Source organism: Propioniciclava sp. MC1595 (assembly GCF_017569205.1).
GTDB lineage: Bacteria > Actinomycetota > Actinomycetes > Propionibacteriales > Propionibacteriaceae > Propioniciclava.
This window is the reverse complement of sequence record NZ_CP071870.1, coordinates 328,022-351,813: the sequence shown is the minus strand read 5'-3', so window position 1 is coordinate 351,813 and position 23,792 is coordinate 328,022. Positions and strand designations below refer to the sequence as shown.

29 protein-coding genes are annotated in these 23,792 nt (G+C 71.0%); 14 read left to right on the top strand and 15 right to left on the bottom strand.

Annotation, left to right across the window (positions count from 1 at the left end):
• Positions 1–17: 17 nt before the first annotated feature.
• The 6 genes from J4N02_RS01540 to J4N02_RS01515 all read right to left on the bottom strand — a co-directional run bounded on the left by J4N02_RS01540 (position 18) and on the right by J4N02_RS01515 (position 6,353).
• Complete coding sequence (locus J4N02_RS01540; RefSeq protein WP_188333844.1) at positions 18–494, bottom strand: hypothetical protein; 477 nt, start codon at positions 492–494, stop codon at positions 18–20.
• Positions 495–628: 134 nt separating this feature from the next.
• Positions 629–1,747, bottom strand: a complete 1,119-nt coding sequence (gene alr / locus J4N02_RS01535) for an alanine racemase (RefSeq protein ID WP_188333843.1) — start codon at positions 1,745–1,747, stop codon at positions 629–631.
• Positions 1,748–1,772: 25 nt separating this feature from the next.
• On the bottom strand, positions 1,773–2,504 hold the full coding sequence (locus tag J4N02_RS01530) for a DUF4282 domain-containing protein (protein WP_188333842.1): 732 nt from the start codon (positions 2,502–2,504) through the stop codon (positions 1,773–1,775).
• A gap of 252 nt (positions 2,505–2,756) precedes the next feature.
• A complete protein-coding gene (locus tag J4N02_RS01525) occupies positions 2,757–4,208 on the bottom strand; it encodes a dihydrolipoamide acetyltransferase family protein (RefSeq protein ID WP_188333841.1) in 1,452 nt (483 codons plus the stop codon).
• Positions 4,209–4,215: 7 nt separating this feature from the next.
• Positions 4,216–5,193 (bottom strand): alpha-ketoacid dehydrogenase subunit beta, encoded by a 978-nt coding sequence (locus tag J4N02_RS01520; protein WP_188333840.1) that lies wholly within the window; start codon positions 5,191–5,193, stop codon positions 4,216–4,218.
• Positions 5,190–6,353, bottom strand: a complete 1,164-nt coding sequence (locus J4N02_RS01515; RefSeq protein ID WP_208091065.1) for a thiamine pyrophosphate-dependent dehydrogenase E1 component subunit alpha — start codon at positions 6,351–6,353, stop codon at positions 5,190–5,192. Before J4N02_RS01515 ends, J4N02_RS01520 begins: the two co-directional genes overlap by 4 nt.
• A 107-nt stretch (positions 6,354–6,460) precedes the next feature.
• Here J4N02_RS01515 and J4N02_RS01510 point away from each other — a divergent pair, with 107 nt between their 5' ends.
• Positions 6,461–7,843: an MFS transporter gene (locus tag J4N02_RS01510; RefSeq protein ID WP_243760842.1), complete on the top strand. Its 1,383-nt coding sequence runs from the start codon at positions 6,461–6,463 to the stop codon at positions 7,841–7,843.
• Positions 7,840–8,448 (top strand): HAD-IA family hydrolase, encoded by a 609-nt coding sequence (locus J4N02_RS01505; protein ID WP_188333837.1) that lies wholly within the window; start codon positions 7,840–7,842, stop codon positions 8,446–8,448. The genes J4N02_RS01510 and J4N02_RS01505 overlap by 4 nt, the downstream gene beginning before the upstream one ends.
• A gap of 162 nt (positions 8,449–8,610) precedes the next feature.
• Here J4N02_RS01505 and J4N02_RS01500 read toward each other — a convergent pair whose 3' ends face one another.
• Positions 8,611–8,757, bottom strand: a complete 147-nt coding sequence (locus J4N02_RS01500; RefSeq protein ID WP_188333836.1) for a hypothetical protein — start codon at positions 8,755–8,757, stop codon at positions 8,611–8,613.
• A 188-nt stretch (positions 8,758–8,945) separates the two neighbouring features.
• Between J4N02_RS01500 and J4N02_RS01495 the strand changes: the two genes are divergently transcribed.
• A complete protein-coding gene (locus J4N02_RS01495) occupies positions 8,946–9,860 on the top strand; it encodes a hypothetical protein (RefSeq protein WP_188333835.1) in 915 nt (304 codons plus the stop codon).
• Positions 9,861–10,041: 181 nt separating this feature from the next.
• On the opposite strand, the gene argF is transcribed toward J4N02_RS01495, so the two are convergent.
• A complete protein-coding gene (argF, locus tag J4N02_RS01490; protein ID WP_208091064.1) occupies positions 10,042–11,031 on the bottom strand; it encodes an ornithine carbamoyltransferase in 990 nt (329 codons plus the stop codon).
• Positions 11,032–11,120: 89 nt separating this feature from the next.
• On the opposite strand from argF, the gene J4N02_RS01485 reads away from it, so the two are divergent.
• The 4 genes from J4N02_RS01485 to J4N02_RS01470 are packed head-to-tail and all read left to right on the top strand — an operon-like array spanning position 11,121 to position 14,124.
• Positions 11,121–11,504, top strand: a complete 384-nt coding sequence (locus J4N02_RS01485) for a phage holin family protein (RefSeq protein WP_243760841.1) — start codon at positions 11,121–11,123, stop codon at positions 11,502–11,504.
• The gene (locus J4N02_RS01480) at positions 11,504–11,971 is read left to right on the top strand and encodes a low molecular weight protein-tyrosine-phosphatase (protein ID WP_182817985.1); all 468 of its coding nucleotides are present in this window, start codon (positions 11,504–11,506) and stop codon (positions 11,969–11,971) included. The genes J4N02_RS01485 and J4N02_RS01480 overlap by 1 nt, the downstream gene beginning before the upstream one ends.
• A 9-nt stretch (positions 11,972–11,980) precedes the next feature.
• A complete protein-coding gene (locus tag J4N02_RS01475; protein WP_188333833.1) occupies positions 11,981–12,679 on the top strand; it encodes a response regulator transcription factor in 699 nt (232 codons plus the stop codon).
• Positions 12,676–14,124, top strand: coding sequence for a cell wall metabolism sensor histidine kinase WalK (locus tag J4N02_RS01470; RefSeq protein ID WP_243760840.1), 1,449 nt, complete (start codon positions 12,676–12,678; stop codon positions 14,122–14,124). Before J4N02_RS01475 ends, J4N02_RS01470 begins: the two co-directional genes overlap by 4 nt.
• A gap of 447 nt (positions 14,125–14,571) precedes the next feature.
• Here the strand turns inward: J4N02_RS01470 and J4N02_RS01465 are convergent, their stop codons facing one another.
• Positions 14,572–15,054, bottom strand: a complete 483-nt coding sequence (locus J4N02_RS01465; RefSeq protein ID WP_243760839.1) for a 2'-5' RNA ligase family protein — start codon at positions 15,052–15,054, stop codon at positions 14,572–14,574.
• A gap of 76 nt (positions 15,055–15,130) precedes the next feature.
• Positions 15,131–15,334: a cold-shock protein gene (locus J4N02_RS01460; RefSeq protein WP_182817980.1), complete on the bottom strand. Its 204-nt coding sequence runs from the start codon at positions 15,332–15,334 to the stop codon at positions 15,131–15,133.
• A gap of 357 nt (positions 15,335–15,691) precedes the next feature.
• On the opposite strand from J4N02_RS01460, the gene J4N02_RS01455 reads away from it, so the two are divergent.
• From J4N02_RS01455 to J4N02_RS01435, 5 genes are all read left to right on the top strand, one after another.
• Complete coding sequence (locus tag J4N02_RS01455; RefSeq protein ID WP_188333832.1) at positions 15,692–16,942, top strand: M23 family metallopeptidase; 1,251 nt, start codon at positions 15,692–15,694, stop codon at positions 16,940–16,942.
• A 35-nt stretch (positions 16,943–16,977) separates the two neighbouring features.
• Positions 16,978–17,208 carry a hypothetical protein gene (locus J4N02_RS01450; RefSeq protein WP_188333831.1) on the top strand — a complete coding sequence of 77 codons (231 nt, stop codon included), beginning with the start codon at positions 16,978–16,980 and terminating at the stop codon, positions 17,206–17,208.
• 12 nt (positions 17,209–17,220) lie between these two features.
• A complete protein-coding gene (locus J4N02_RS01445) occupies positions 17,221–18,657 on the top strand; it encodes a sodium:proton antiporter (protein WP_188333830.1) in 1,437 nt (478 codons plus the stop codon).
• 63 nt (positions 18,658–18,720) lie between these two features.
• On the top strand, positions 18,721–18,918 hold the full coding sequence (locus tag J4N02_RS01440) for a hypothetical protein (protein ID WP_182817975.1): 198 nt from the start codon (positions 18,721–18,723) through the stop codon (positions 18,916–18,918).
• Positions 18,902–19,240: a type II toxin-antitoxin system PemK/MazF family toxin gene (locus J4N02_RS01435; protein WP_188333829.1), complete on the top strand. Its 339-nt coding sequence runs from the start codon at positions 18,902–18,904 to the stop codon at positions 19,238–19,240. The genes J4N02_RS01440 and J4N02_RS01435 overlap by 17 nt, the downstream gene beginning before the upstream one ends.
• 37 nt (positions 19,241–19,277) lie before the next feature.
• Here J4N02_RS01435 and J4N02_RS01430 read toward each other — a convergent pair whose 3' ends face one another.
• The 5 genes from J4N02_RS01430 to rpsF form a co-directional block, all read right to left on the bottom strand.
• Positions 19,278–20,216 (bottom strand): DUF4349 domain-containing protein, encoded by a 939-nt coding sequence (locus J4N02_RS01430; protein WP_188333828.1) that lies wholly within the window; start codon positions 20,214–20,216, stop codon positions 19,278–19,280.
• Between the two features lie 120 nt (positions 20,217–20,336).
• Positions 20,337–20,783 (bottom strand): 50S ribosomal protein L9, encoded by a 447-nt coding sequence (gene rplI / locus J4N02_RS01425; RefSeq protein ID WP_188333827.1) that lies wholly within the window; start codon positions 20,781–20,783, stop codon positions 20,337–20,339.
• A 17-nt stretch (positions 20,784–20,800) separates the two neighbouring features.
• Positions 20,801–21,037 carry a 30S ribosomal protein S18 gene (gene rpsR / locus J4N02_RS01420; RefSeq protein ID WP_182817969.1) on the bottom strand — a complete coding sequence of 79 codons (237 nt, stop codon included), beginning with the start codon at positions 21,035–21,037 and terminating at the stop codon, positions 20,801–20,803.
• A 61-nt stretch (positions 21,038–21,098) separates the two neighbouring features.
• Positions 21,099–21,641, bottom strand: coding sequence for a single-stranded DNA-binding protein (locus J4N02_RS01415; RefSeq protein ID WP_182817968.1), 543 nt, complete (start codon positions 21,639–21,641; stop codon positions 21,099–21,101).
• Between the two features lie 100 nt (positions 21,642–21,741).
• Positions 21,742–22,035: a 30S ribosomal protein S6 gene (rpsF, locus tag J4N02_RS01410; RefSeq protein WP_188333826.1), complete on the bottom strand. Its 294-nt coding sequence runs from the start codon at positions 22,033–22,035 to the stop codon at positions 21,742–21,744.
• 134 nt (positions 22,036–22,169) lie between these two features.
• Here rpsF and J4N02_RS01405 point away from each other — a divergent pair, with 134 nt between their 5' ends.
• Both J4N02_RS01405 and J4N02_RS01400 read left to right on the top strand, forming a co-directional pair.
• Complete coding sequence (locus J4N02_RS01405; RefSeq protein WP_188333825.1) at positions 22,170–23,381, top strand: amidohydrolase; 1,212 nt, start codon at positions 22,170–22,172, stop codon at positions 23,379–23,381.
• Between the two features lie 9 nt (positions 23,382–23,390).
• Positions 23,391–23,789 (top strand): globin, encoded by a 399-nt coding sequence (locus tag J4N02_RS01400; protein ID WP_220492271.1) that lies wholly within the window; start codon positions 23,391–23,393, stop codon positions 23,787–23,789.
• Positions 23,790–23,792 lie beyond the last annotated feature (3 nt).

Here is a 23,792-nt window from a genome sequence, read left to right as displayed (position 1 = left end):
TCGAACAAGGGGTCAACTCAGTGCGGGAAGACGAACTCCCCGATCACGAAGTAGATCGCGAACAGCGACGGCAGCACCGTCAGCAGCACGAGCAGCGAGCGCTCCTGCCGGCGGAACCACGCGACCACCGCGATGATGCCCGCCGCGATCAGGCCGCCCAACGCCGGCACGCTGACCAGGAACATCGGGACACCCGGGCCTTCGGGTCGGTTCGACGTCAGGACGAACGCGCCGACCACGAACAGCGCCACGCCCGCGATCGCGACGCCGAGCGACCACCAGCCGAGCCGAGTCTGGGGCAGGAACGCCAACCGCTGGTGGCGTTCCTGCAGACTGTCGGCGGCTGCGAGTGCGACGCCGACCAGTCCGACGAAGAAGGCGGCGGTGTAGACGCCGGCAGCGGCCTCCATCGGCCGCACGAACAGGACGGCGAGGAGCATCACCACCGCGAGAACTCCGGCCCCCAGTGCCGCCAGGTTGAGCTTGGACCTCACCAACACCGACATCGTTCCCACCCCCGTCCGGGGAACGCGACCCGGTCGATCCGGGCCTGGCGATGCCTCGATGCTACGCCGCGTAGGACCGCCCCCGACAGGAGGAGAGATGCCCCTGCCCGGGGCCTCGAACCTCAGCCGACGGTGGCCCGCGCAACGCGGGCATTGATGAGGCAGGTGACCTCGTACGGGATGGTCCTCATGAGGTCGGCGACGTCCTGGACGGTGATCTCCTCGTCGCCTTGGCGACCGACCAAGGCGACCTCGTCACCCGTAGCCACAGTCGAATCGGGCCCGAGGTCGACCATCGTCTGGTCCATGCAGACGCGCCCCACGATGGGGTACGAGGACCCACCGATGAGCACCCGCCCGCGGTTGGAGAGCAGGCGGCTGTAACCGTCGCCGTACCCCACCGGGATCGTCGCGATCGTCGTGTCGAGCGGAGCCACCCAGGTGCGCCCGTAGCCGACGCTCTCCCCCGCCGCGACGGGCTTGGTGAACGTGACCCGGGTCGTCCACTCCAGCCCCGGCAGCAGGGGCACGGTGGCGGGGGTCGTCGGGTCGGGCAGCGAGCCGTAGACCATGATCCCGGGGCGCACCATGTCGAACCACGAGTCGGGGTGCATCAGCACGCCCCCCGAGTTGGCCAGGTGCGCGATCTCAACCCGCCCGCGGGCCGCGGTCACGGCGTCCAGCACGTCGGCGAACAGCGCGACCTGGGCCTCAGTGAACTCCCGGCCCCCCTCGGTGTCGGACACCGGGAGGTGGCTGAAGAGGCCGCGCAGGCGCAGGCCCGCGGCGTCCACACGACGGGCCAGGTCGGGCGCAGCCTCGGGTGGGCAGCCGATGCGGCGCATGCCGGTGTCCACCTTCAGGTGCACGGACGCCGTGCGCCCCAGCCCGGCGGCCACCCGTCCCACCTGGTCGATGGACTCAGCCGACACGACGGCGAGGTCGACATCTCGCTCGACGCACGCCGCGACCTCGTCGTCACCCAGCGCGTGGCTGAGCTTGAGGATGGGCAGGCGCACGCCGGCGTCGCGGATCGCGACCGCCTCGTCGACGGTCGCGACGCCGAGCCAGTCAGCCGCACCGGTGGCCTCGAGCATGCGCGACACTGGCACGGCCCCATGGCCGTAGGCGTCGGCCTTGACCGCAGCCAGCACGAGCCGCCCGCCGACCCGCGCGCGGATGGCGTCGAGGTTGGCGCGGATGTGGTCCAGGCGCGTGGTGGCCGTGGTCGCGTGCAGCATGGGGACCATTCTGGCCCCCTCGCCGTCAGCTCGCCTTGTCGCGCTCGGCCATCTCGGTGACGCGGTCGTGGATGCGGATCAGCGCCACGATGCCCTCGAGCACGAAGCGCGTGAACGCGATCGAGAGCAGCACCGGGATCCACCCGACGAGCAGCACGAGCAGGCCGACCGCCGCACCGCCGTCGAAGCGGCTGGCGCCGAACGCCGCGAGCAGCCACAGCAGCCACGCGCCGACCGCGCCGACGACCTGGAGGATGTAGACGATCTTGACCAGGCCGGGCGTGGCGAACTTGGTGAAGCTGAAGTCGAACAGCGCCATGAGCGGGTTGGCGTCCCGGTGCTGGGGCACGCCGGGCCCGGCCGACCCGGGGGCCCACGCCGGGCCGCTCGCCGCGTAGGGCGCCGGGTACTGCTGCGCCTCGGGGGCGGGGGCGCTGGGGAAGCTCGCCGCGTACGGCGCCGCCGGCGGGGGCGGGGGAGGCGTGCTGCCCGGGAAGGGCGGCAGCTGCGAGGTGGGCTCGCTGCCCGACGGGGAGGTGTCGTAGGGGTTCTCGGGCTGGGCCGGCTCCACCGGCGGCTGGACGGCGGTCGGCTCAGCCTGCTCGAGCGGCTCGGGCGGCTGCCAGGGATTGGCGGCCGGGCGGGCGAACGGGGACTCGTCGCCGGGCGGCGTCAGGTTCTGCCGCGGCATGGTGGCCCACGGGTCGGGTTCGGGCGAGGGCTGGCTCTGAGGGTTGCCTGGGTAGTTGTCTGCCATGGCGCCCATCCAAGCAGACGCCTCCGACAGGCCCCGGCGGCTTCCACCCGTCAGCGGAGCCCCGGCCGGGGGAGGCCGGGGCTCCGTCCGACCGACCGGGGGGACGGTCTGGTCGACGGGGCAGCCCGGCGCATCGCACACACAGGGTCAGGTGCGCGCCACCGAATCGGCGCCCGCGCAACACTAGGAACCGACCGGGGCACCGGGACAGTCCCCCCACGGGGACGTGGGCCCCCACCGTGTTCCCGCTTGTCAGAACAGCAACGACAGCCCCGGGTCGGCCAGGATCGTGGCCACGTCGGCCAGGAACCGCGAGGCCTGCTCACCGTCGAGCACACGGTGGTCGATGGTCAGGGTGAGCTTGGCGATCGTGCGGATCTCGAGGCGCTCGTCCTCACCCGACCCGACCACCCACGGGCGCCGGTTGAACGTGCCCAGCAGCAGGATCGCCGACTCGTTCGGGTTGAGGATCGGCGTGCCGCCCTCCACCCCGAACACCCCCACGTTGGTGATGGTGAAGGTGCCGTGGGCGGCGTCGGCCGGGGTGATCCGGCCCTCGCGCACCTTGGTGACGAGGTCGTTGAGCGCCTGGGCGAGTTCGAGCAGGTTCATGTCCTGAGCGCTCTTGATGTTGGGGACCACCAGCCCCCGTTGCGTGGCCGCGGCGATGCCGAGGTTCACGTCGGGGCGGACCACGATCTCCTGACGGTCGAGGTCGAGGCTGGAGTTCACCTCGGGGTGGCGGGCCATCGCCAGGCAGACGGCCTTGGCGAGCACGATGATCGGCGAGATGCGCAGGCCGGCGAACTCGCGGCGTCCCTTGAGCTGCTCGATGAGCTCGACGGTGTTGGTGACGTCGACGTCCATCCAGACCGACGCCTGCGGCACCTGCAGGGACGCCTGCATCGACTGCAGCATCTGGCGGCGCACCCCCCGCAGGGGGATGCGGGTGGGGCCCCTGCGGCCGGAGGCCTCACCCGCCGCCGCCTGGGCGACGTCGGTCGGGGTGATCGCGCCGTTGGGTCCGGTGCCGGCGATCGTGGCGAGGTCGATGCCCAGGTCGCGCGCGAGCCGGCGCACCGCGGGCTTGGCCAGCGGACGCCCCACCGGGTCCTTCACCGCGATCGCCCGGTCACCGGACCGGCCGGCCTCGGGCCGCGGCAGGGCGGGTTCGTGCGCCTCTGCGTCCACCTTGCCGGTGGGGTGCACCTCCTCGGTCCGGTGGCCCGGGCTGTCGTCGAGGCCGTAGCTCTCGTGCACCTGGTCGGTCGCGGGAGCGGGCGCGGCGACCACGCCCTTGCGGGCCCGCCGCGTGACGGGCGCATCGGTCGTGCCGTACCCGACCAGCACCGCGCCCGAGGCAGCGGGTTCCGCCGACGGCTCCACTTGTTCGCGCCCAGGGCTTGGGTTTTCGGCGTCCAGGGCTTGGGTTCCGCCCTCCTGGACCGGTTCGCCCGGCTCGCCGGGGCGTCCGTCGTCGATGGTGAGGATCACCGACCCGACCGGCACGACGTCGCCCTCGGCACAGCGCAGCTCGGCCACCACCCCCGCCACCGCGGCGGGCAGCTCCACCAGCGACTTGGCGGTCTCGACCTCGACGACGACCTGGTTGACCTCGACGGTGTCGCCGGGCGCGACGAGCCACTGGGTGATCTCGGCCTCGAGCAGGCCCTCGCCCGGGTCGGGCAGCTTCATCTCGAACATGGGACTCCTAGTGGGACAGCGATCGGTCGACGGCGTCGAGGATGCGGTCGAGGTCGGGCAGGTAGGCCATCTCGACGCGGCTGGGCGGGTAGGGCATGTCGTAAGCGGCCACGCGCAGGACGGGCGCCTCGAGGGAGTAGAAGCTCGTCTCCTGGATGCGCGCGGCGATCTCGGCCCCCAACCCGCCCGAGCGGACGGCCTCGTGCACGACGATCGCGCGGCCGGTCTTCTCGACCGACGCCCTGATCGCCGCGTCGTCGAGCGGCGAGAGCGAGCGCAGGTCGACGACCTCGAGGGAGCGTCCCTCGGCCTGGGCGGCGATGGCTGCCTCGACGCAGGTCTTCACCATGGGTCCGTAGGTGAGCAGCGTGGCGTCGGTGCCCTGCAGCACGACGCGCGCGGCGTCCAGGGCCAGCGGCGGCTCGGCGAGGTCGACCTCACCCTTTTCGTGGTAGCGCCGCTTCGGCTCGAGGAAGATCACCGGGTCGTCGGAGGCGATCGCCTGCTGGATCATCCAGTACGCGTCGAGCGGGGTCGACGGGCTCACCACCACGAGGCCCGGGGTGTGCGCGAAGTACGCCTCGGGCGACTCGGAGTGGTGCTCGATCGCACCGATGCCGCCGCCGTACGGGATGCGGATCACCATCGGCACGGACAGCCGCCCCATCGACCGGAACCGCATCCGCGACACCTGCGACACGATCTGGTCGAAGGCCGGGTACACGAACCCGTCGAACTGGATCTCCACCACCGGCCGGTAGCCGCGCAACGCCAGCCCCAGGCTCGTGCCGACGATGCCCGACTCGGCCAGCGGCGAGTCGACCACCCGCTCGGGGCCGAAGTCGCGCTGCAGGTGCTCGGTGATCCGGAAGACGCCGCCCAGCTTGCCGATGTCCTCCCCCGCCAGCAGCACCTTGGGGTCGGCCTCCAGCGCGCGGCGCAGGCCGGCGTTGAGCGCCTTGGCCATGGTCATGGTCTGGGTCATGCCGGCTCCTCGTCGAAGCTGGCCTCGTAGGCGAGGTACTCGTCGCGTTGTTGGGCCAGGCCGGGTGGCAGGGACGCGTAGGTGAGCGCCCAGAAGTCCTCCAGGCGGGGTTCGGGCAGCTGCCCCACACCTCCACGAATCCGGACGCCGAGGGCTTCACTTTCCTCGGCCAGGGAGTCGAGCCAGGCCTGGTCGATCGCGCCGCGTCCGAGGAGGTACGTCGTGACGCGCTCGATCGGGTCCTTGGCGCGCCAGGCTGCCTCCTCCTCGCGGCGGCGGTACTTGGTCGGGTCGTCGGAGGTCGTGTGCGCGCCCATGCGGTAGGTGAACGCCTCGATCAGGGCCGGGCCCTCGCCGCGCCGGGCACGATCGAGCGCCCACTCGGTGACGGCCTGCACGGCCAGCACGTCGTTGCCGTCGACCCGCAGGCCCGGGATGCCGAAGCCCGCCGCGCGCCGGTACAGCGGGATGCGGGACTGCACCTCGATGGGCTCCGAGATCGCCCACTGGTTGTTCTGCACGAAGAACACGACCGGCGCCTGGTAGCTGGCCGCGAAGACGAGCGCCTCGCTCACGTCGCCCTGGCTGGTCGCCCCGTCGCCGAAGTAGACCAGCACGGCGCCGTTGTCGTCGGGGTCGTCGTTGCCGACGAGGCCGTCGCGCTGCAGCCCCATCGCGTAGCCCGTGGCGTGCAGCGCCTGGGTGCCGATGACGAAGGAGTAGAGGTGGAACCTTGCTCGCCTGGAATCCCAGTCGATCATGCTCGTGCCCCGGAACGTCTGGAGCATGTCGAGCGGGTCCACCCCGCACATGAGGGCGACGGAGTGCTCGCGGTAGGAGGGGAACACCTCGTCGAGGCGTCCGAGGGCGGCCCCCGAGCCGACCTGGGCGGCCTCCTGCCCGAGCGACGGCGGCCACAGGCCGAGTTCTCCCTTGCGCTGCAGCGCCGTGGCCTCGGTGTCGAAGCGGCGGCCCAGCACCATGTGGCGCAGGTTGGCCGCGATGGTCGCGTCGTCGTGGGCGTAGGCGAAGGTCTCGTCGTCGACGCGCTCACCGTCGGGGGTGAGCAACTGGATGAACTCCTCGCTCCGCTCGATCCGCGTACCGCCGGGAGTCACCACCGTCTCGGACGCGTCCGGGTTCGTACTCGTGGTCACCATCACCACCATACAGTTACGTAACCGTAGCTATGAAGAGGGTTGCCGCGTTGCGCAGGCTGTGGGCGCACGGAAGGCAGGCTGTCGGCGGCGTCCCGTACGCTTTCCCCGTGCCGAAACCACCCGCCCCTGAGGCACAGCGCAGCTTCACGCAGGTCCTGGTCAACACGTTCATCGCGAACCTGACCACCAGCTTCCTGTGGCAGTGCGTCGTGTTCTGGATGTTCCTCGAGACACGCAACGTCATGATCACCGCCATCCTCGGCGGGGCGTACATGCTCGGCTTCGCGATCTTCGGCGTCCCGTTCGGCTCGTGGATCGACCGCACCCGCAAGCGCAGCGTCATGCTCACCGCGCAGGGCGTCACGGCGGTCTTCTTCGCCCTCGCGGCCGCGATCTACTTCCTCACCCCGCGCGAGGTCCTGCTCACGATCGGCAGCGCCCCGTTCGTCGCGTTCGTGCTCATGCTGCTGGCCGGCGGGATCATGGAGTCCGCCCGCGGCATCGCCCTCTCGACCGTCGTCACGCTGCTCATCCCCGACGGCGAGCGCGACCGCGCGAACGGCCTGGTCGGCATCGTCAACGGGCTCAGCTTCATGGTCACGTCGGTCATCGCCGGGCTCGCGATCGGCCAGCTCGGCATGACCACCTCGCTCGTCATCGCGCTGGCCCTCACCCTCGCCTCCTTCGCGCATATGCTCACCGTCGCGATCCCCGAGGCCGAGATCGTGCACGCCGACGGCGCCCCCAAGCCGGTCGACTTCGCCGGAGCCTGGCGGGCCATCCGCGAGGTCCCGTCGCTGATCTGGCTGATCATCTTCAGCACCTTCAACAACCTCATCGGCGGCGTCTACATGGCCCTGCTCGACCCCTACGGCCTGTCGCTGGTGTCGGTCGAGACCTGGGGAATCCTCTTCGGCATCCTCGGCCTCGGCTTCCTCGCCGGCGGTGCCTTCATCAGCAAGAAGGGCCTCGGCCCCAAGCCGCTGCGCACGCTGCTGGTCGTCAACGTGATCATGTGGATCATCGGCGGCACCTTCGCGATCCGCGAGTCGATCGTGCTGCTCGCGGTCGGCATCTTCGTCTACATGGCGCTCATCCCGTTCGCCGAGGCGGCCGAGCAGACCGTCCTCCAGCGCGTGGTGCCGGTCACCAAGCAGGGACGCGTGTTCGGCTTCGCCCAGAGCATCGAGGTCGCGGCCGCCCCGATCAGCTCGTTCCTGATCGGGCCGATCGCCCAGTTCGGCCTCATCCCCTACATGGAGAGCCCCGAGGGCCGGGCCGCGTGGGGCTGGCTGCTCGGCGACGGCGACGCTCGCGGCATCGCGCTCGTGTTCGTGCTGAGTTCGATCGTCGGGCTCGTGGTCACCATCGGCGCCCTCGCGTCGCGCCCCTACCGCACCCTCTCGGACGCCTACGCCGCGGCCTCCCCCACCCCGGCCGCGCCGGCCCCGGGCGACCCCCTGCCCCCGACCACTACCGTGGGGGCATGATCCGCGCCGTCGTCCTCGACCTGGGAGGTGTGCTGGCCTCCGGCGAGGGGGTCACCGCCGAACCCGCAGCCCTGCTCGGCGTCCCCGAGGAGGAGTTCGCCCGCCTCTACTGGGAGGGCCGCACCGACTACGACCTCGGCCTGCCCGACTCCGCCTACTGGGGCCCGCTGCTCGAGGCGCTCGGCAAGCCGGCCGCCGTCGAGACCGTGCAGCAGCTCGCGAAGCTGGACGCCGACCTCTGGCTCCGCCTCCTGCCGGAGCCCCGGCAGTTGCTGGCTGACCTACGGGCCGCCGGGATGACCACGGCCGTGCTCAGCAACGCGCCCTTCAACCTCGACATGGGCCTGATCGAGGCCGACTTCGCCGACGAGGCCGACTACTGGTTCGTCTCGGCCGCGATGGGCGTGGCCAAGCCTGAGAAGGCGGCGTTCCACCGGGTGACCGAGGTGCTCGAGCTCGCCCCGGGCGAGATCGCATTCCTCGACGACAAGGACCACAACGTCGAGGCCGCCGAGCGCTACGGCTGGCGCGCCCACCAGTGGACGTCCGCCGACGACGCCCGCGCCTGGCTGGCCTCGCTCGGGGTACTCGCCCCGGCGTCCTGACCCCTGCCGAACCCCGCGCGGGCCCGGCCCGAGCACAGGCACAGAGAAGCGCCGCTCCCCGTCAGGAGCGCCGGCTGCATCCGGCGCGTCCGACTGGGAACGGCGCTTCTGTTTCGGGGGAGTGTCTGGCAGGTCTTCTCAGGCCCCCCGGATCGACGGTCGTTACCAGACCCTGATGCGCTTGCCGCCCATCGGGACGAGGTTCAGGATCAGGCCGATGACGATCAGTGCGAGTCCGATGTAGGTCAGCGGAAGACCGGTGTCCACCAGCAGGCCGATGATCAGCAGGATGATGCCGAGGGTAACCATGATGTTCTCCCCTTTCATGCCGCTGACTCAGCGGCTTGTCGTTACCACCACCGTCCCGTTTCACGGCAGGGGGGCGCCTCACCCCAGCGGGTGAATGCACCCAAGAAGAACCTGAGACGGTGTTGTCCGTTTGTTGTCCGGCTGGGGAAGGCGCCCCAACGCGGAGCAGCGTCTGGTGGGCTGGCCCGATGGACGACTACCTGCTGCGCCCGATCGCCAAGCTTCGCGAGGAGGGCTGGAGCGACCGACGGCTGCGCGCGGCCATCGCCAACGGTGAACTCGCCCGCCCGGTGCGGAGCATCTACGGCGAGCCCCGCGAGCTGTCGGGCAAGGACGCCCACCTGGCCCGGGCGCGCGGCATCCTGATGCGCCAGGGGACGTCGGTGGCGCTGTCCCACGTGACAGCAGCGATCGTGCACGGGCTGTCCGTCTCCGACAACGACCCGGGAGATGTCCACCTCACCGTGCCCCCTCCCGCGCGGGGGCGCAAGCGGTCGGGGTACCACGTCCACGTCGCGCCCCTGACCGAGGAGGACGTGACCGAGGTGGGTGGCGTCCGGGTGACGTCCCTGTCCCGCACGGCTGCGGACCTGGCGCGGGGCGTCCAGTTCGCATGGGGGGTCATCGCGATGGACCACGCCCTGCGCCGCGGGGTGACCCGCACGGAACTGGACCGACTCGTCGAGGCGGCGGCCCGGCGGTCCGGGGTCGAGACCCTGCGGAGAGTGGTCGCATTCGCCGACGGGCGCTCCCAGTCGGCGGCCGAGTCGGCGAGCCGCGTGACGATGGACCGCGCCGGCCTGCCGGCACCGACGCTGCAGTTCCGCGTGTCGAACCCCTCGGGCTGGATCGCCGACTGCGACTTCGGTTGGCCCGACCGCGGGGTCGTCGGCGAGGTCGACGGGGAAGGCAAGTACGACGAGCGGGTCGCGCGAGGGTCCTCGGCCGGCAAGGTGGTGCGGGAGCAGCAGGACCGCGACGAGCTCATCCGCCAGTGCAGGTGGTGGCCCACCCACTGGGGCTGGAGCCTGGCCTGGGACGTCCAAGGACTGGGCGACCGCATCCGCGGGGCGTTCGAGTCCGCCCTGGGCTTCACCCGCTGAACGATGGGCGCTGAACCCCGAGCGCGCCCGCCCCTGAACAAACGCGCCGGATACCGTCAGGTGCGCCGGGTGCAGCCGGCGTCTCTGACGGTATCCGGCGCATCTGTGATCTGAGGGCGACACTATCCGGCGCAACTGAAGGTATGCGGCGCATCTGTGGTGTGAGGGCGCCGCCAACCCCCTAGGCCAGGGTCGCCACCATCACGGCCTTGATGGTGTGCAGGCGGTTCTCGGCCTGCTCGAACACGATGGACGCCTCGGACTCGAAGACCTCGTGGGAGACCTCGAGCTCGCGCATGCCGGTCAGGTCGTGCACCAGGCGGGCGGTGGTGGTCTCCAGGTCGTGGAACGCGGGGAGGCAGTGCATGAACTTGGCGTCCGGCCCGGCGAGCCGCATCACGGCGGGGGTCACCCGGTACGGCGCCAGCACGCGCACGCGCTCGGCCCACACGCCCTTGGGCTCGCCCATCGACACCCAGACGTCGGTGTGCACGAAGTCCGACCCACGAACGGCCTCGATGTCGTCGGTGATGGTGATGCGCGCGCCGGTGAACTCGGCGATCTCGCGGGCGGCGTCGACCAGATCGGCCGACGGCGCGAACGAGCGGGGCGAGACCAGGCGGACGTCCATCCCCATCATCGCGCCCATGGTCAGCAGCGAGTTGCCCATGTTGAACCGGCAGTCGCCCAGGTACGAGAAGGCGATCTCCCCGGCCGGCTTCGGCGAGGCCTCGAGCATCGTGAACGCGTCACACAGCGACTGGGTGGGGTGCCAGTCGTCGGTGAGGCCGTTCCACACCGGCACCGAGGAGTACTCGGCCAGCGTCTCGACCGTGTCCTGCCGCGCACCCCGGAATTCGATGCCGTCGTACATGCGCTCCAGCACACGGGCGGTGTCGGCGGGCGACTCCTTCGAGCCGATGTGCGAGCCCGACGGGTCGAGGTAGGTGGTGAAGGCGCCTTGGTGCCAGGCGGCCACCTCGAAGGCGGCGCGCGTCCGGGTGGAGCCCTTCTCGAAGATCAGCGCGATCGACTTCCCGCTCAGGCGTCGCTCCTCGCGGCCTTCCCGCCGGGCGGCCTTCAGCTCGCCCGAGAGGTCGATGAGGTGCATCCACTCCTCGGGGGTGAAGTCCACCTCCTTGAGGAAGTCCCGTCCGGTCAGTTCGCCCACCGTCGCAGCCTTTCGCGTCACCCGGGTTCAGGGCCAGTGCAGGGGCCTCCCGGGGACGCCATTCTTGCGCACGTGACAGGATGGACGCCGTGATCATTCGCTTCTTGGTCAGTGCCCTGTCGCTCGGTCTCGCGACGTGGATCCTGCCCGGCATCAAGCTCGACTACGCCGGCGAGCCCGCAGGGGCGGCCATCACCATGCTCATCGTGGCCGCGATCTTCGGCCTGGTGAACGCGCTCATCAAGCCGCTGTTCGTCTTCGTCACCTCGCCGCTGCTGCTCGTCACCCTGGGCCTGTTCCTGCTCATCATCAACGCCGCCCTGCTCATGCTCACGTCGTGGGTGTGTGCCCAACTCGGCGTCCCGTGGGGGGTCGACGGCTCCTGGAGCGCCTTCTGGGGCGCCCTCATGGTGTCGGTGGTCAGCTTCGTCCTGAACTCCTTCGTCGGCCGCCGCGGGGAGGTCCACAACTGATGGTGCGCGTCGCCTTCGTCTGCCTGGGCAACATCTGCCGCTCCCCCATGGCCGAGCGCGTCGCCCGCGGGCACGCCGAGCGCGAAGGCCTCACCGACGTCGAGTTCGTCTCCTTCGGGGTCAGCTCCGAGGAGACCGGCAACCCCATCGACCGGCGCGCCCGCGCGGTCCTCGACCGCCACGGCTACGCCTCCGGCAACCACCGCGCCCGGCGCATCACGGCGTCCGACATCGCCGACGCCGACCTGGTGATCGGCCTGGAGCCGTACCACCTCGACCGCATGCGCCGCCTGGCCCCCGACGCCGAGCTGCACCTGCTCACCGACTTCGACCCCGCCGCCGAGCCGGGATCGGGCATCGACGACCCGTGGTACGGCGACGCGGCCGGATTCGACGACACCCTCGCCTCCATCGAGGCGGCCATGCCCGGCGTGCTGGCCCGGGTGAGGGAGTTGCAACGCCGTTAGGATGGCCCCATGCACATCCTCGTGGTGGACGACGACCAGGCCGTCCGTGACTCGCTGAAGCGGTCGCTGCAGTACAGCGGCTACGAGGTGGCATCCGCCAACGACGGCATCGAGGCCCTCGCCCACCTGTCCTCCCACAAGGTGGACGCCGTGATCATGGACGTCATGATGCCCCGCCTCGACGGGCTCGAGACCACCCGCATGCTGCGCGGCCAGGGCAACGACGTGCCGATCCTCGTCCTCACCGCGCGCGACGCCGTCGGCGACCGCGTCGACGGGCTGGACGCCGGCGCCGACGACTACATGGCCAAGCCCTTCGCGCTCGACGAGCTGATGGCCCGCCTGCGCGCCCTCACCCGGCGCTCGCGCCCCGAGACCGAGGACGCCGCCCCCACCGAGGGCCAGGTGCTCGCCTTCGAGGACCTGCGCGTCGACCTCAACACCCGCGAGGTCACCCGCGCCGGCAACCGCATCTCCCTCACCCGCACCGAGTTCGCCCTGCTGCAGACGTTCATGGAGCACCCCCGCAAGGTGCTCGAGCGCTCGTGGCTGCTGAACGAGGTGTGGGGGTTCGAGTTCCCGACGACGGCGAACTCGCTGGAGGTCTACATCGGCTACCTGCGCCGCAAGACCGAGGGTGAGGGCGGCTCCCGCCTCATCCACACCGTGCGCGGCATCGGGTACGTGCTGCGCGAGACGGCCCCGTGAGCCGACTGCGCAATTTCCTCTTCGCGGCCAACCGCCCGCTCCAGGACCGCCTGGCGATCCTGATCGCCTCCGCGGTGGCCGCCGCCGTCGCGGTCACCGGCATCGCGGCGTACGCGATGACCCTCCTCACCGTCTACGACCAGTTCGACAACGAGCTGGTCGAGGTGGCGAACATCACCTCGGGCGCCCTGTCGGAGGACCTCGAGAACATGGGCGGCATCGACACCTCCGCCTGGCAGGCGGCGAACGTCATCGTCATGCTGGTCCGCTCCGACGCCCACCCGATCAACCAGCCCGGCCGCAACACCACGCTCGTCTGGGGTGCCGACGAGGTCGCCATCGCCCGCACCGCGCAGGGCTTCTCGGCGCGTACGGGCGTCGACTCGAACGGGGTCCCGACGCGCATCGTGGCGGTGCCGCTGGTCGACGGCGACTCCTACTACGCGCTCGTGATCGGGCGGCCGCTGGCCACCCAGCAGGCCATCCTGCAGACCACCGGCCTGGCGCTGCTGCTGTTCGGCGGCATCGGCGCGGCGGTCGCCGCCGCGATGGGCTACTTCATCGCGAAGTCCGGCATGGGCCCCATCCGGCACCTCTCGGACGCCGTGCTGGCCATCACCGAGACCAACAAGCTGACCCCCATCGACGTGAAGGGCGACGACGAGGTCGCCGACCTGGGCCGCTCCTTCAACCGGATGCTCACCGCCCTCGAGAACTCGCGCGAGCGCCAGAAGCGCCTCATCGCCGACGCCGGCCACGAGCTGCGCACGCCGCTCACCTCGATGCGCACCAACGTCGAGCTGCTCGTCGCCGACGAGCGCCAGCACATGCTGCCCGAGGGCGCGCGCTCCGAGATCCTGCGCGACGTCGCCGCCCAGCTCGGCGAGTTCACCCAGCTCGTGGGCGACCTGGTGCAGCTGAGCCGCGAGGAGGGCGTCCAGCCGGCGCCCGAACCGGTCGACCTGCGCGACATCATCAACAGCGCCCTCGACCGGGTGAAGCGCCGCGGCCCCGGCATCACGTGGGACGTCACCCTCGAGCCGCTCTACCTCACCGGCGAGCCCGACGCGCTCGAGCGCGCATTCACCAACCTGCTCGACAACGCGGTGAAGTTCTCCCCGCCCGGCGGCACGATCACCGTCGAGCTCATCGGCGACCGGTTCCGCGTGGCCGACCAGGGCCCCGGCATCGCCGAGGATGACCTGCCCCACGTGTTCGAGCGCTTCTACCGTTCGTCGCACGCGCGCACGACGCCCGGCTCCGGCCTGGGCCTCTCGATCGTCGCCCAGACGATCCAGGCCCACGGCGGCTGGGTGAAGGCGGGCCGCTCCCCCAGCGGCGGCGCCGAGTTCATCACGCGCCTGCCGGGGTCGCCGGTCCCGCCCGAGGAGCACGAGGCACTCGACGACGAGGACGACTTCGACCTCGGCCCCTACACCGACTGACCCGTCTCCTGTGGACAAGGCTGGGCACAACTCCCAGTGAACAAGTCAAAGATCCCCTGACAAGCGGATTCAGATGGTAGCGATACCCCCGGGGAAGCCTCCCCGGGGTTGTACGCCCTCGTCACTGTCCACAGGTTGTCCCCACAGTGGGACTGGGAATCAGAGGCCAGCGCACTGTCCTTCCTTGTCACCCTGGGTGCTGGGCAGCGTCGGCACGTCCCTGGTCGTGGTGGCGTACACGCTGCTCGAGGCGGAGACCCGGAAGGACCCGCTCGCGCTCGTCCTGACGGGCCTGATGGTCCTGCTGGCCTGGGCGGTCATGCAGATCTCCGCGGCGGTGCTGCTGCTGCGGCTGGACGCGGAGTCCCCAGCGCTCACGTTCCCCGACGAGGGCCCCCACGGCCTGCCGGACTACACCTACGTCGCCACTCGCGGCGTTCCTCGGGCTCACGAGCTGAGCGGGAACCGCCCCAGCACCCGGCAGCCGCCGTCCTCCCACCACGTCAGCAGCAGCTCGGACGCCCGTGCCCGGCAGGGCAGGAGGTGGGCGACGGCGTCCCGGGTCGAGGACTCGGTGACGCCCGGGCCGAGCCGGTCCAGCGTCACGTGGGGCACCGGCTCGAACCGGCCCCAGTAGGGCGCGACCTCGGGCATCAGGCGGCGGGCGGCGTCCGTCAGTGCGCGGAACCCGCGGTCGGGCTCGGGCACGAGGTGGACCACCCCGTCGGGGAAGGTCGCCACTCGGCGAAGCGTGTAGTCGAAGGCCCTGACCTCGGACGCCACCGCCGCGGCCCGATCGGTGGCACCGACCGGGAACGGGGCCAGCACCGTCACGTGCGCGTGGGCGAAGGCCGGGTCGGCGGAGACGAAGCCCTCGTCGTAGTGCGCCGTCCGCTCGCGCACCCACGCCTCGAGCGGGGGGACGCCCACGAGCAGGACCGCGTGACCCGGGAACGACGGACGCCGCGACCCGGGGGTCGCGGCGTCCGGCGTGGTGCTGTTCAGATCAGACCGGGGTGATGTTGGTCGCCTGGAGGCCCTTGGGGCCCTGCTCGGTCTCGAACTCGACCTTGTCGCCCTCGTTCAGCGAGCGGAAGCCGCGCGAGTTGATGGCGGAGTAGTGGGCGAAGACGTCAGCCGAGCCGTCGTCGGGGGAGATGAAGCCGTAGCCCTTGTCGGCGTTGAACCACTTGACGGTTCCGGTGGCCATGTTTCCTGCTTTCGTGATGTGGTGCTACCCCCGGGATCGGAGGCATGTGGGTGACGCTCGAACTTCTGCCAACGGGGTGCCGCACGCAAGAACTACCAACCTCAACCGACTTGAACCCTACACGTACCCACCCCCCCGGCGTCCATCCGTTCGGCCTGAGAAACCCAGACGTCTCCGAATCGTCACCCACAGTTCTCCAATCGCCTCTGGACAACGGCGGAAACAGGCATAGGCTTGAGGGGATCACTCGCCACCGGGGACTTCCCCACCCGGGTGACCACGAGGAAATTGATGCAGAGCGCACATGGCGGCCCCACGCCATTCTCTCGACGACGTCGTCGGCGTCCGTCCGTACTGTTGGCTGCCCTCTCGACCTCCGCGTGCCTGACGGTCCCCTTCGCCGGGGTGCTGCCCGTGCAGGCCACCGTCACCGCCACGCCCGCCGTCCTCGCCGACACGCATGACGACGTGGTGGAGCTGCGGTCGACGAGCGCCGCGATGTGGTCCGACGCCGACGCGCTCGCGTCCCGCGCCCGTTCCCGCGCCGCGACTCCCCTGGGCTTCTCCGACGTGCTCGCGCCGGCGGTGCGGGTCCCCACCGCGCCCGGCGGCATCCCGCTGACGAACCTGAACCTGCCGCTGGTCGCGGGCACGCCACTCGGCGACGCGGCCGCCCTGTTCGCGACGCCGTACGTGTCGCCGGTGCCCGGCCCGATCACCTCGCCCTACGGCCCGCGGTTCCACCCGATCCTGAACTACGTCCGCAACCACAACGGCGTCGACATGACGGCCGCCTGCGGCACCCCGATCGTCGCGATGACCGACGGCACCGTCACCCGCTCCGGCAACGCCGGCGGTTACGGCCTGCTGGTCGAGATCGACCACGGCACCATCGACGAGGACCGGATGAGCAGCCGCTACGCGCACCTGTCGGTGCTGGGCGTGACGGTCGGCCAGAAGGTCAGCAAGGGCCAGCAGATCGGCCTGGCGGGCACGACGGGCCTGTCGACCGGGTGCCACCTGCACTTCGAGGTGCTCGTCAACGGCGCGTTCGTCGACCCGCGCGCGGTCCTGTCCGGGGCGCCGTTCCTGCGGCTGAACACCCCGATGGTGCCGTGGACGCCGGGCGCCCAGCAGGACAAGCCCAAGGGCACGATCCCGAAGGCCCCGCCGGGCGAGTCCGGCCCGCTTCCCGACCTGGACGAGGTCCCGCTGGTCCCGGCCGACCCGAGCGCCACCCCGACACCCGACCCCAGCGCCACCCCGACACCCGACCCCAGCGCCACCCCAACACCCGACCCCAGCGACCCGGGCACCACACCCTCGCCCGACCCGGTCGACCCCGGTACGACGCCGACCGCCGACCCGTCGACGCCGCCACCGGCTGACCCGCCCTCGACCCCGACCCCCGAGCCCAGCCCTGAGCCGAGCCCGGAACCCGCACCGGCTCCGTCGCCCGCACCGTCCACCCCCGCTCCCCCACCCTCGGCGCCGCTACCGACCCTGACGGCCACCCCGGTCGAGACCGCCGCCCCCACAGCCACAGCCACAGCCGCCCCCACAGCCACCGCCACGGCCGAGCCCACCGTCGACGCCGACGGGGAGTGACCTGCGAGGAAGCCGGGCGAGGCTAGGATGCCGCCATGGCCGAGACCCGCAAGCACCGCGTCGAGGTGCGCGACGAACTGGACAAGGCCCTGCGCGCTGCCCTGGGTGACCCCGTGCGCCCGACCGAGCCCGGGCCCCGCCCCGAGCCCGCGGCAGCGGACGAGGCCGAGCCCGAGGCGTCCGAGAACCCGGTGACGAGCTTCATCTCGCCCTCCAGCACGATCGCCGGCTTCACGTTCGGCCAGACCCGCCCGCGCGAGGGCTGAGGCAGGCCGACGATGGTCGTCGAGTGGTGGGGCATCATCCCGTTCGTGGTGATGCTCGCCTCGATCGCCGTGCTGCCGCTCGTGCCGGCCGTCGAGCACACCTGGGAGAGGAACTCGACCAAGCTCGCGGTCGCACTGGTGCTGGGCGTGCCGGTGGCGATCTGGTTCCTGGCGTCGGGGGCCGGGTCGAGCGTGGTGCACGCGCTGGTGGAGTACTTCCAGTTCATCATGCTACTGCTGGCGCTCTTCGTGGTGTCAGGCGGCATCTTCCTGACCGGTGACATCCGGGCGACGCCGCGCAACAACACGATCTTCCTCGCCGTCGGGGGCCTGATCGCCTCGTTCATCGGCACGACGGGCGCGGCGATGCTGCTGATCCGGCCGCTGCTCAACACGAACCGCGAACGCAAGCACCGCGTCCACACGGTGGTGTTCACGATCCTCATCGTGGCCAACTGCGGCGGCCTGCTGACGCCGCTGGGCGACCCCCCGTTGTTCCTGGGGTTCCTGCGCGGGGTGCCGTTCGAGTGGACGTTCAACCTGTTCCCCGAGTGGCTGTTCGTCAACGCGATGCTGCTGGCCACCTACTACGGGCTCGACCGCCGCGCGTACGCCCGCGAGGACGCCGCCGCCATCACGCTCGACGACACCCAGCAGACCCCGCTCGGCATCGCCGGGAAGATCAACTTCGTCTTCTTCGCCATGGTGATCCTCGCGGTGGCGTTCGTGCCGTCGATCGACCTGCACGCCATCGAGGGCGGGCACGCGGCGTGGTACCAGTTCGTCCCGTGGCGGGAGCTGGCGTTCGCGACGGCCGCCGCGCTGTCGTTCCTCCTGGGCAACAAGGAGGTGCGGTTCCACCTCAACCAGTTCACGTGGACGCCGATCCTCGAGGTCGCCGCCCTGTTCATCGGCATCTTCCTCACGATGATGCCCGCGCTGAAGTACCTCGCCCAGGTGGCTCCGTCGCTTCCCTTGAACAAGATCACGTTCTTCGTGTTCTCGGGCGGGCTGTCGGCGGTGCTCGACAACGCGCCCACCTACGTGACGTTCTTCGAGATGGCCGCCCAACTGCCCGGCGACCCGCGCATCGCCGCCAACCCCGCGCTCGGCATGCCCGGTGTGCCCGAGGGCCACCTGGTCGCGATCTCGCTCGGATCGGTGTTCTGCGGCGCGATCACCTACATCGGCAACGGGCCCAACTTCATGACGAAGGCCGTCGCCGACGCGGCGGGGGTCACGATGCCGACCTTCGGCGGCTACGTGGTGTGGACCTTCATGTACCTCGTGCCCACCCTCGTCGCGATGGTGCTGATCTTCCTCGCCGAGGGGTGGCTGTGGACGGTGCTCGGGGTCGGCCTGGCCATCGGGCTGCTCGCCCGCGCGGTCTGGCTCGCGCGGTCCCACGTCCACCCCACCGAGCGGGTCGACGCGGGAGCCGACCGCTAGGCGAGGCCGCGGCGGAGTCCCGTGCGGTAGACTGATTCGTCTACACGTCTTAGGATGGTGACCATGGCCGAAACGACGACGATCCGCATCAGTCGGGAGACCCATGCGAGCGTGACCCGGCTTGCGGCTGAGCGCCACGAGACGATCGATGTGACCGTCAGCAAGGCGATCCGGGCGCTGAGGCAGGACGCCATGGCGCGTGACCTCGGCGCCGACCTGAGGGGCGACGAAGCGGCGTGGCTGGATGCTGACGCCGGGTGACGTGGTCGAGATCGACCTGGGCACACCGATCGGGAGCGAGGCCGGCCTGAGGCGTCCTGCGGTCGTGGTGACGGCTGGCAGGATCCTGCGAGGCGTCCCGAACGTCGTACAGGTCGTCCCCCTGACCCGAACGATCCGACGGAGCAGCGCCGAGGTGGCCATCGAGCCCGACGACACCAACGGTCTGGCAGCCGTGTCATCGGCGCAGTGCCAGCATGTCCGTTCGATCGCGACGGCCCGCATCCATGCGAACACCGGGAACGTCGGTCCTGTGGTGCTCGGTGAGATCCGTGAGGTGCTCGGACTTCTTCTGGACCTCTAGGAGGAGAGGCTGCGCAGTAGGGCTCTGCAGCGCAGGTTCACTCGCGTGACGCCGCCGCCCCCTCCTCGCGAGGGTCGGGGGCGTCGCCGGTCGTGGGGGGCACGTCTGCGGCCTTGGCACGACGGGCGCGGCGCCACAGCAGGAGCGGCACGAGGACGAGGGCCGCGAACAGCGCGAACGGGAGGATCGCCGCGACGACGGTGATCAGGATGGAGACCGACTCCAGGAACGCGGCCCACCCGCGCGACCACCCGGTCTGGATCGGGTTGGTGGAGCTCGACTGCGTCGGCGTGATCAGCGCGATCGTCAGGCTGGACCGCTCGACGATGCCCGCGTAGTACAGTCGCTGGGACTTCATGGCCTCGAGGTCGGCCTGCCGGGTGGCGAGCTCGCGCTCGACCGCGGCGATGTCGGCGACGCTGCCGGAGCGGCCGACCAGCTCCTGCAGGCGCTTCACGGACGCCTCGAGGCTGGTGATGCGGGCATCCAGGTCGACGACGACGTCGGTGACGTCCTGGGCGCTGGCCTGCCGGTCGCGGACCGTGCCCAACTCCCCCACCCGCGCGATCGCGTCGTCGAGCCGGGACGCCGGCACCGACAGGGTGATCCACGAGCCGGCGACCGGGCCGCGGATGCCGTCGGCGCCCGTCAGGGCCAGCGACTCCTCCGACACCCAGCCGTCCAATGCGGCCGCGAGCGCGCGCACGCGTTCGGCCGAGGCCTGTACGTCGTCGACCACCAGCGTGAGGGACGCCGACCGTGCGATCTGGCGCTGGACGCCGGTCTGGTAGGGCTCGGCCTGGTCGGCGGGCTTGGACTCGCCACGAACGGGGCCGTCGGCAACTCCACCCGCGGGCTGCGCGGGGGCGGGGGCGCCGGCGGGTTCGACCATCGAGGGGCTCTCCGCGGTGCCGCAGCCGGTGAGCAGGATGGCGCTGGCGGCGAGGGCGGCCAGGAGGCGGGTCGTGGTGCTCATGCCCGTTCCACGCCCGGGGCGTCCGGTTCGTTGCGCCGGGGTGGCATCCACCTCCACGGACAAGGAAACCGGCCGGCCCCCGAGGGGACCGGCCGGTCAGGTGCCTGGGTGGGGCGCCGCTCAGGCGGCGACGACCTTCACGGGCAGGTGCGCGACGACGGCGTCGGTCAGCTTCACGCCGACCTTGTGCTCGCCGACGGTCTTGATCGGCTTGCCGATCTGGACCGAGCGCTTGTCGACGGCGGGGCCGCCGGCCTTCTTGATCGCGGACGCGATGTCGGCGGCCGTGACGGCACCGAACAGGCGACCCTCGCCACCGGCGCGCGCGGGGACCTCGACCGCGAGCTCCTCCAGTTGCGTGCGCAGCTGGACGGCGTGCTCGTTGTCGCGGACCGTGCGGGCCTCGCGGGCGCGGTTGATGCCCTCGATCTGCTTCTCCGCACCGCGGGTCCACTTGATGGCGTGACCGCGGGGCAGGAGGTAGTTGCGGCCGTAGCCGTCCTTGACCTCGACGACGTCACCGGCGATGCCGAGGTGGTCGACGGCGGCAGTGAGAATGAGCTTCATCTGTTCGTCTTCCTTTCTCAGCGAGCGGTGGACGCGTAGGGCAGCAGCGCGACCTCGCGGGCGTTCTTGATCGCGATCGCGACCTTGCGCTGCTCCTGGACGGACAGGCCGGTCACACGCCGGGCGCGGATCTTCCCGCGCTCGGAGATGAACTTCCGCAGGGTCGCGGTGTCCTTGTAGTCGATGTGACCGATCTTGATGGACTTCGCCGGAGCGATCTTCTTCTTGTTCACAGGCTTGCGCTGTGGGGCCATTGTGGTGCTCTCTCTCGTGAGCCCGGCTCATGCCGGAATGACGTGTGTGGAAAAGGGTGGATCAGAACGGGGGTTCGTCGCTCTGGGCGCTGGCCCAGGGGTCGCTCACCGGCTGCTGCTGCGGACGGCCTCCGCCGCCGTAGCCCCCACCCTGGCCCTGGTTGGACGACCACTGGTCGCCACCACCGGAGCCGCCCTGCTGCTGGGGACCACCCCAGTTGCCGCCGCCACCGCCGCCGCCACCCGAGCGGGTGACCTTCGCGGTCGCGAACTGCAGGGAGGGACCGACCTCGTCGACATCGATCTCGAACACCGTGCGGCGCTCGCCCTCGCGCGTCTCGTAGGAGCGGCTCTTCAGCCGGCCCTGCACGATGACGCGCATGCCCTTGGTGAGCGACTCGGCCACGTTCTCCGCGGCCCGACGCCACACCGAGCAGTTGATGAACATGGCCTCCCCGTCCTTCCACTCACTGGTGGTGCGGTCGAAGGTGCGCGGCGTCGAGGCGACGGTGAAGTTCGCCACGGGCGCCCCGGAGGGAGTGAAACGAAGCTCGGGGTCAGCCGTCAGGTTGCCCACGAGCGTGATGATGGTCTCGCCTGCCATGTGATGTCTCCGATTCTCGGACGTGTGTCGATTCGGTTCCCACTCTGTCAGCCGCCTCCGACAAAACGGAAGGAGTCGGCGTCCAGACTGGGGAAAAGAATCAGTGGTGCAGGTCGGGGCGGATGACCTTCGTCCGCATGATCTGCTCGTTCAGCGTGTACTGGCGGTCGAGCTCCTTGACGACAGCCGGCTCAGCGGTCACGTTGAGCACCACGTAGATGCCCTCGGACTTCTTCTGGATGTCGTACGCGAGACGACGACGGCCCCAGGTGTCGACGTTGTCGACGGTGCCACCGGCGGCCTTGAACGCCTCGAACGGCTTCTCCACGACGCCCTGGACCTGACGGTCGTCCACGTCGGGGCTCACGATCACCATGATCTCGTATTTGCGCATGTGAGTATCCCCACCTCCTCTGGTCTTGACGGCCACGGGTATCTCCCGGGGCAGGAGGGTTCTCATGCATCGGTGCACCCGAGCGGGCGCACCGACGGCTCACTCTACCGGACGCCGGGACTAGGGTCACTTCCATGCGCCAACCCCTCGCGGACGCCGTCGCCGACCTCCAGCCCGCCCTCACCACGCTGGCCCGTGAGCTGCACGCCGACCCCGAGACCGCCTTCGAGGAGGTCCGCGCCGCGGGGCGGATCGCGACCCTCCTGGCCGCGGAAGGGGTGGAGCCGCGCGTCGGCGTCCACGGCCTCGACACCGCCGTGCGGGCGGAGGTCGGGAGCGACACCGGGCGCACGATCGCGATCCTGGCCGAGTACGACGCCCTGCCCGGCATCGGGCACGCGTGTGGCCACAACGTCATCGCGGCGACCGGAGTGGGCGCGTTCCTCGCGCTGGCCCGCCTCGCCGCCTCAGACCCGGACGCCGTCCCCGGCCGGGTCGTCCTGCTCGGCACGCCCGCCGAGGAGGGCCACACGGGCAAGGAGTACATGGCCCGGGAGGGCGCCTTCGACGGCCTCGACGCCGCGATCATGCTGCACCCCTACGCCCACGACCTCGCCGACCACGTGTGGCTCGGCCGGCGCACGGCGCGGGTGACGTTCTCGGGGGTGGCGGCGCACGCGTCGTCGGAGCCCGAGAAGGGCCGCAACGCCTTGGACGCCGCGACGTTGTTCTACACGGGGATCGGGTTGTTCCGGCAGCAGATGACCCCCGGAGACCGGGTGCACGCGATCGTCGCCGACGGCGGGACCCGCGCCTCGATCATCCCCGAGGCGGCCGCCCTCGACCTGTACGTGCGCTCCCCCGGGATCGACGGGCTGGGTGCCCTGTCGGCCCGCGTCGAGGACATCGCCCGCGGCGCCGCGCTCATGGCCGGCGTCGAGGTCGACCTCGCCTGGGACGCCCACCCCGCCTCGCTGCCCGTGCGCACCAACGGCCCGCTCACCGAGCGCTGGGTCGCGGCCCAGGCCGATCGCGGACGCCGCGCGCTCCCGTTGGGCAGCGTCCCGGCCTCGACCGCCGCCTCGACCGACTTCGGGAACGTGAGCGTCCGCGTGCCGGGGATCCACCCCCTGCTGGCGATCGCCCCGGCCGGGGTCGCCCTGCACACCCGCACGTTCGCCGACGCGACCGGCTCCTCGGCCGCGATGGACGCCGTCGCCGACGGCGCCTACGGGCTGGCCGCCGTGGCACTGGAGTACCTGCGCGACGACGCGCTGGCGGCAGCGGTGCGGGCCGACTTCGAGGCGTCCGGGGGCTTGGTCGACGTGCCGGCGCTGTTCGGCTGAGGTGGCACGATGGCCGACGTGACGACGAGCTTCTACGACCGCGTGGGCGGCGCGCCGACCTTCAAGGCCCTGGTGGACCGCTTCTACGAGGGCGTCGCGAACGACCCGCCCCTGCGGGCGATGTACCCCGAGGAGGACCTCGGCCCCGCGAACGACCGGCTGCGGATGTTCCTCGAGCAGTACTGGGGCGGGCCCAAGACCTACGGCGAGACCCGCGGGCACCCGCGCCTGCGCATGCGGCACGCGCCCTTCATCGTGACCCCCACCCAGCGCGACCGCTGGCTGCACCACATGCTGGCAGCCGTCGACACGCTGGCGCTGCCCGAGGCCGAGGACGCGGAGCTGCGCGAGTACCTCGTCCGGGCGGCGCAGTTCATGGTGAACACCTTCGACGACCCGGAGGCCTGACCC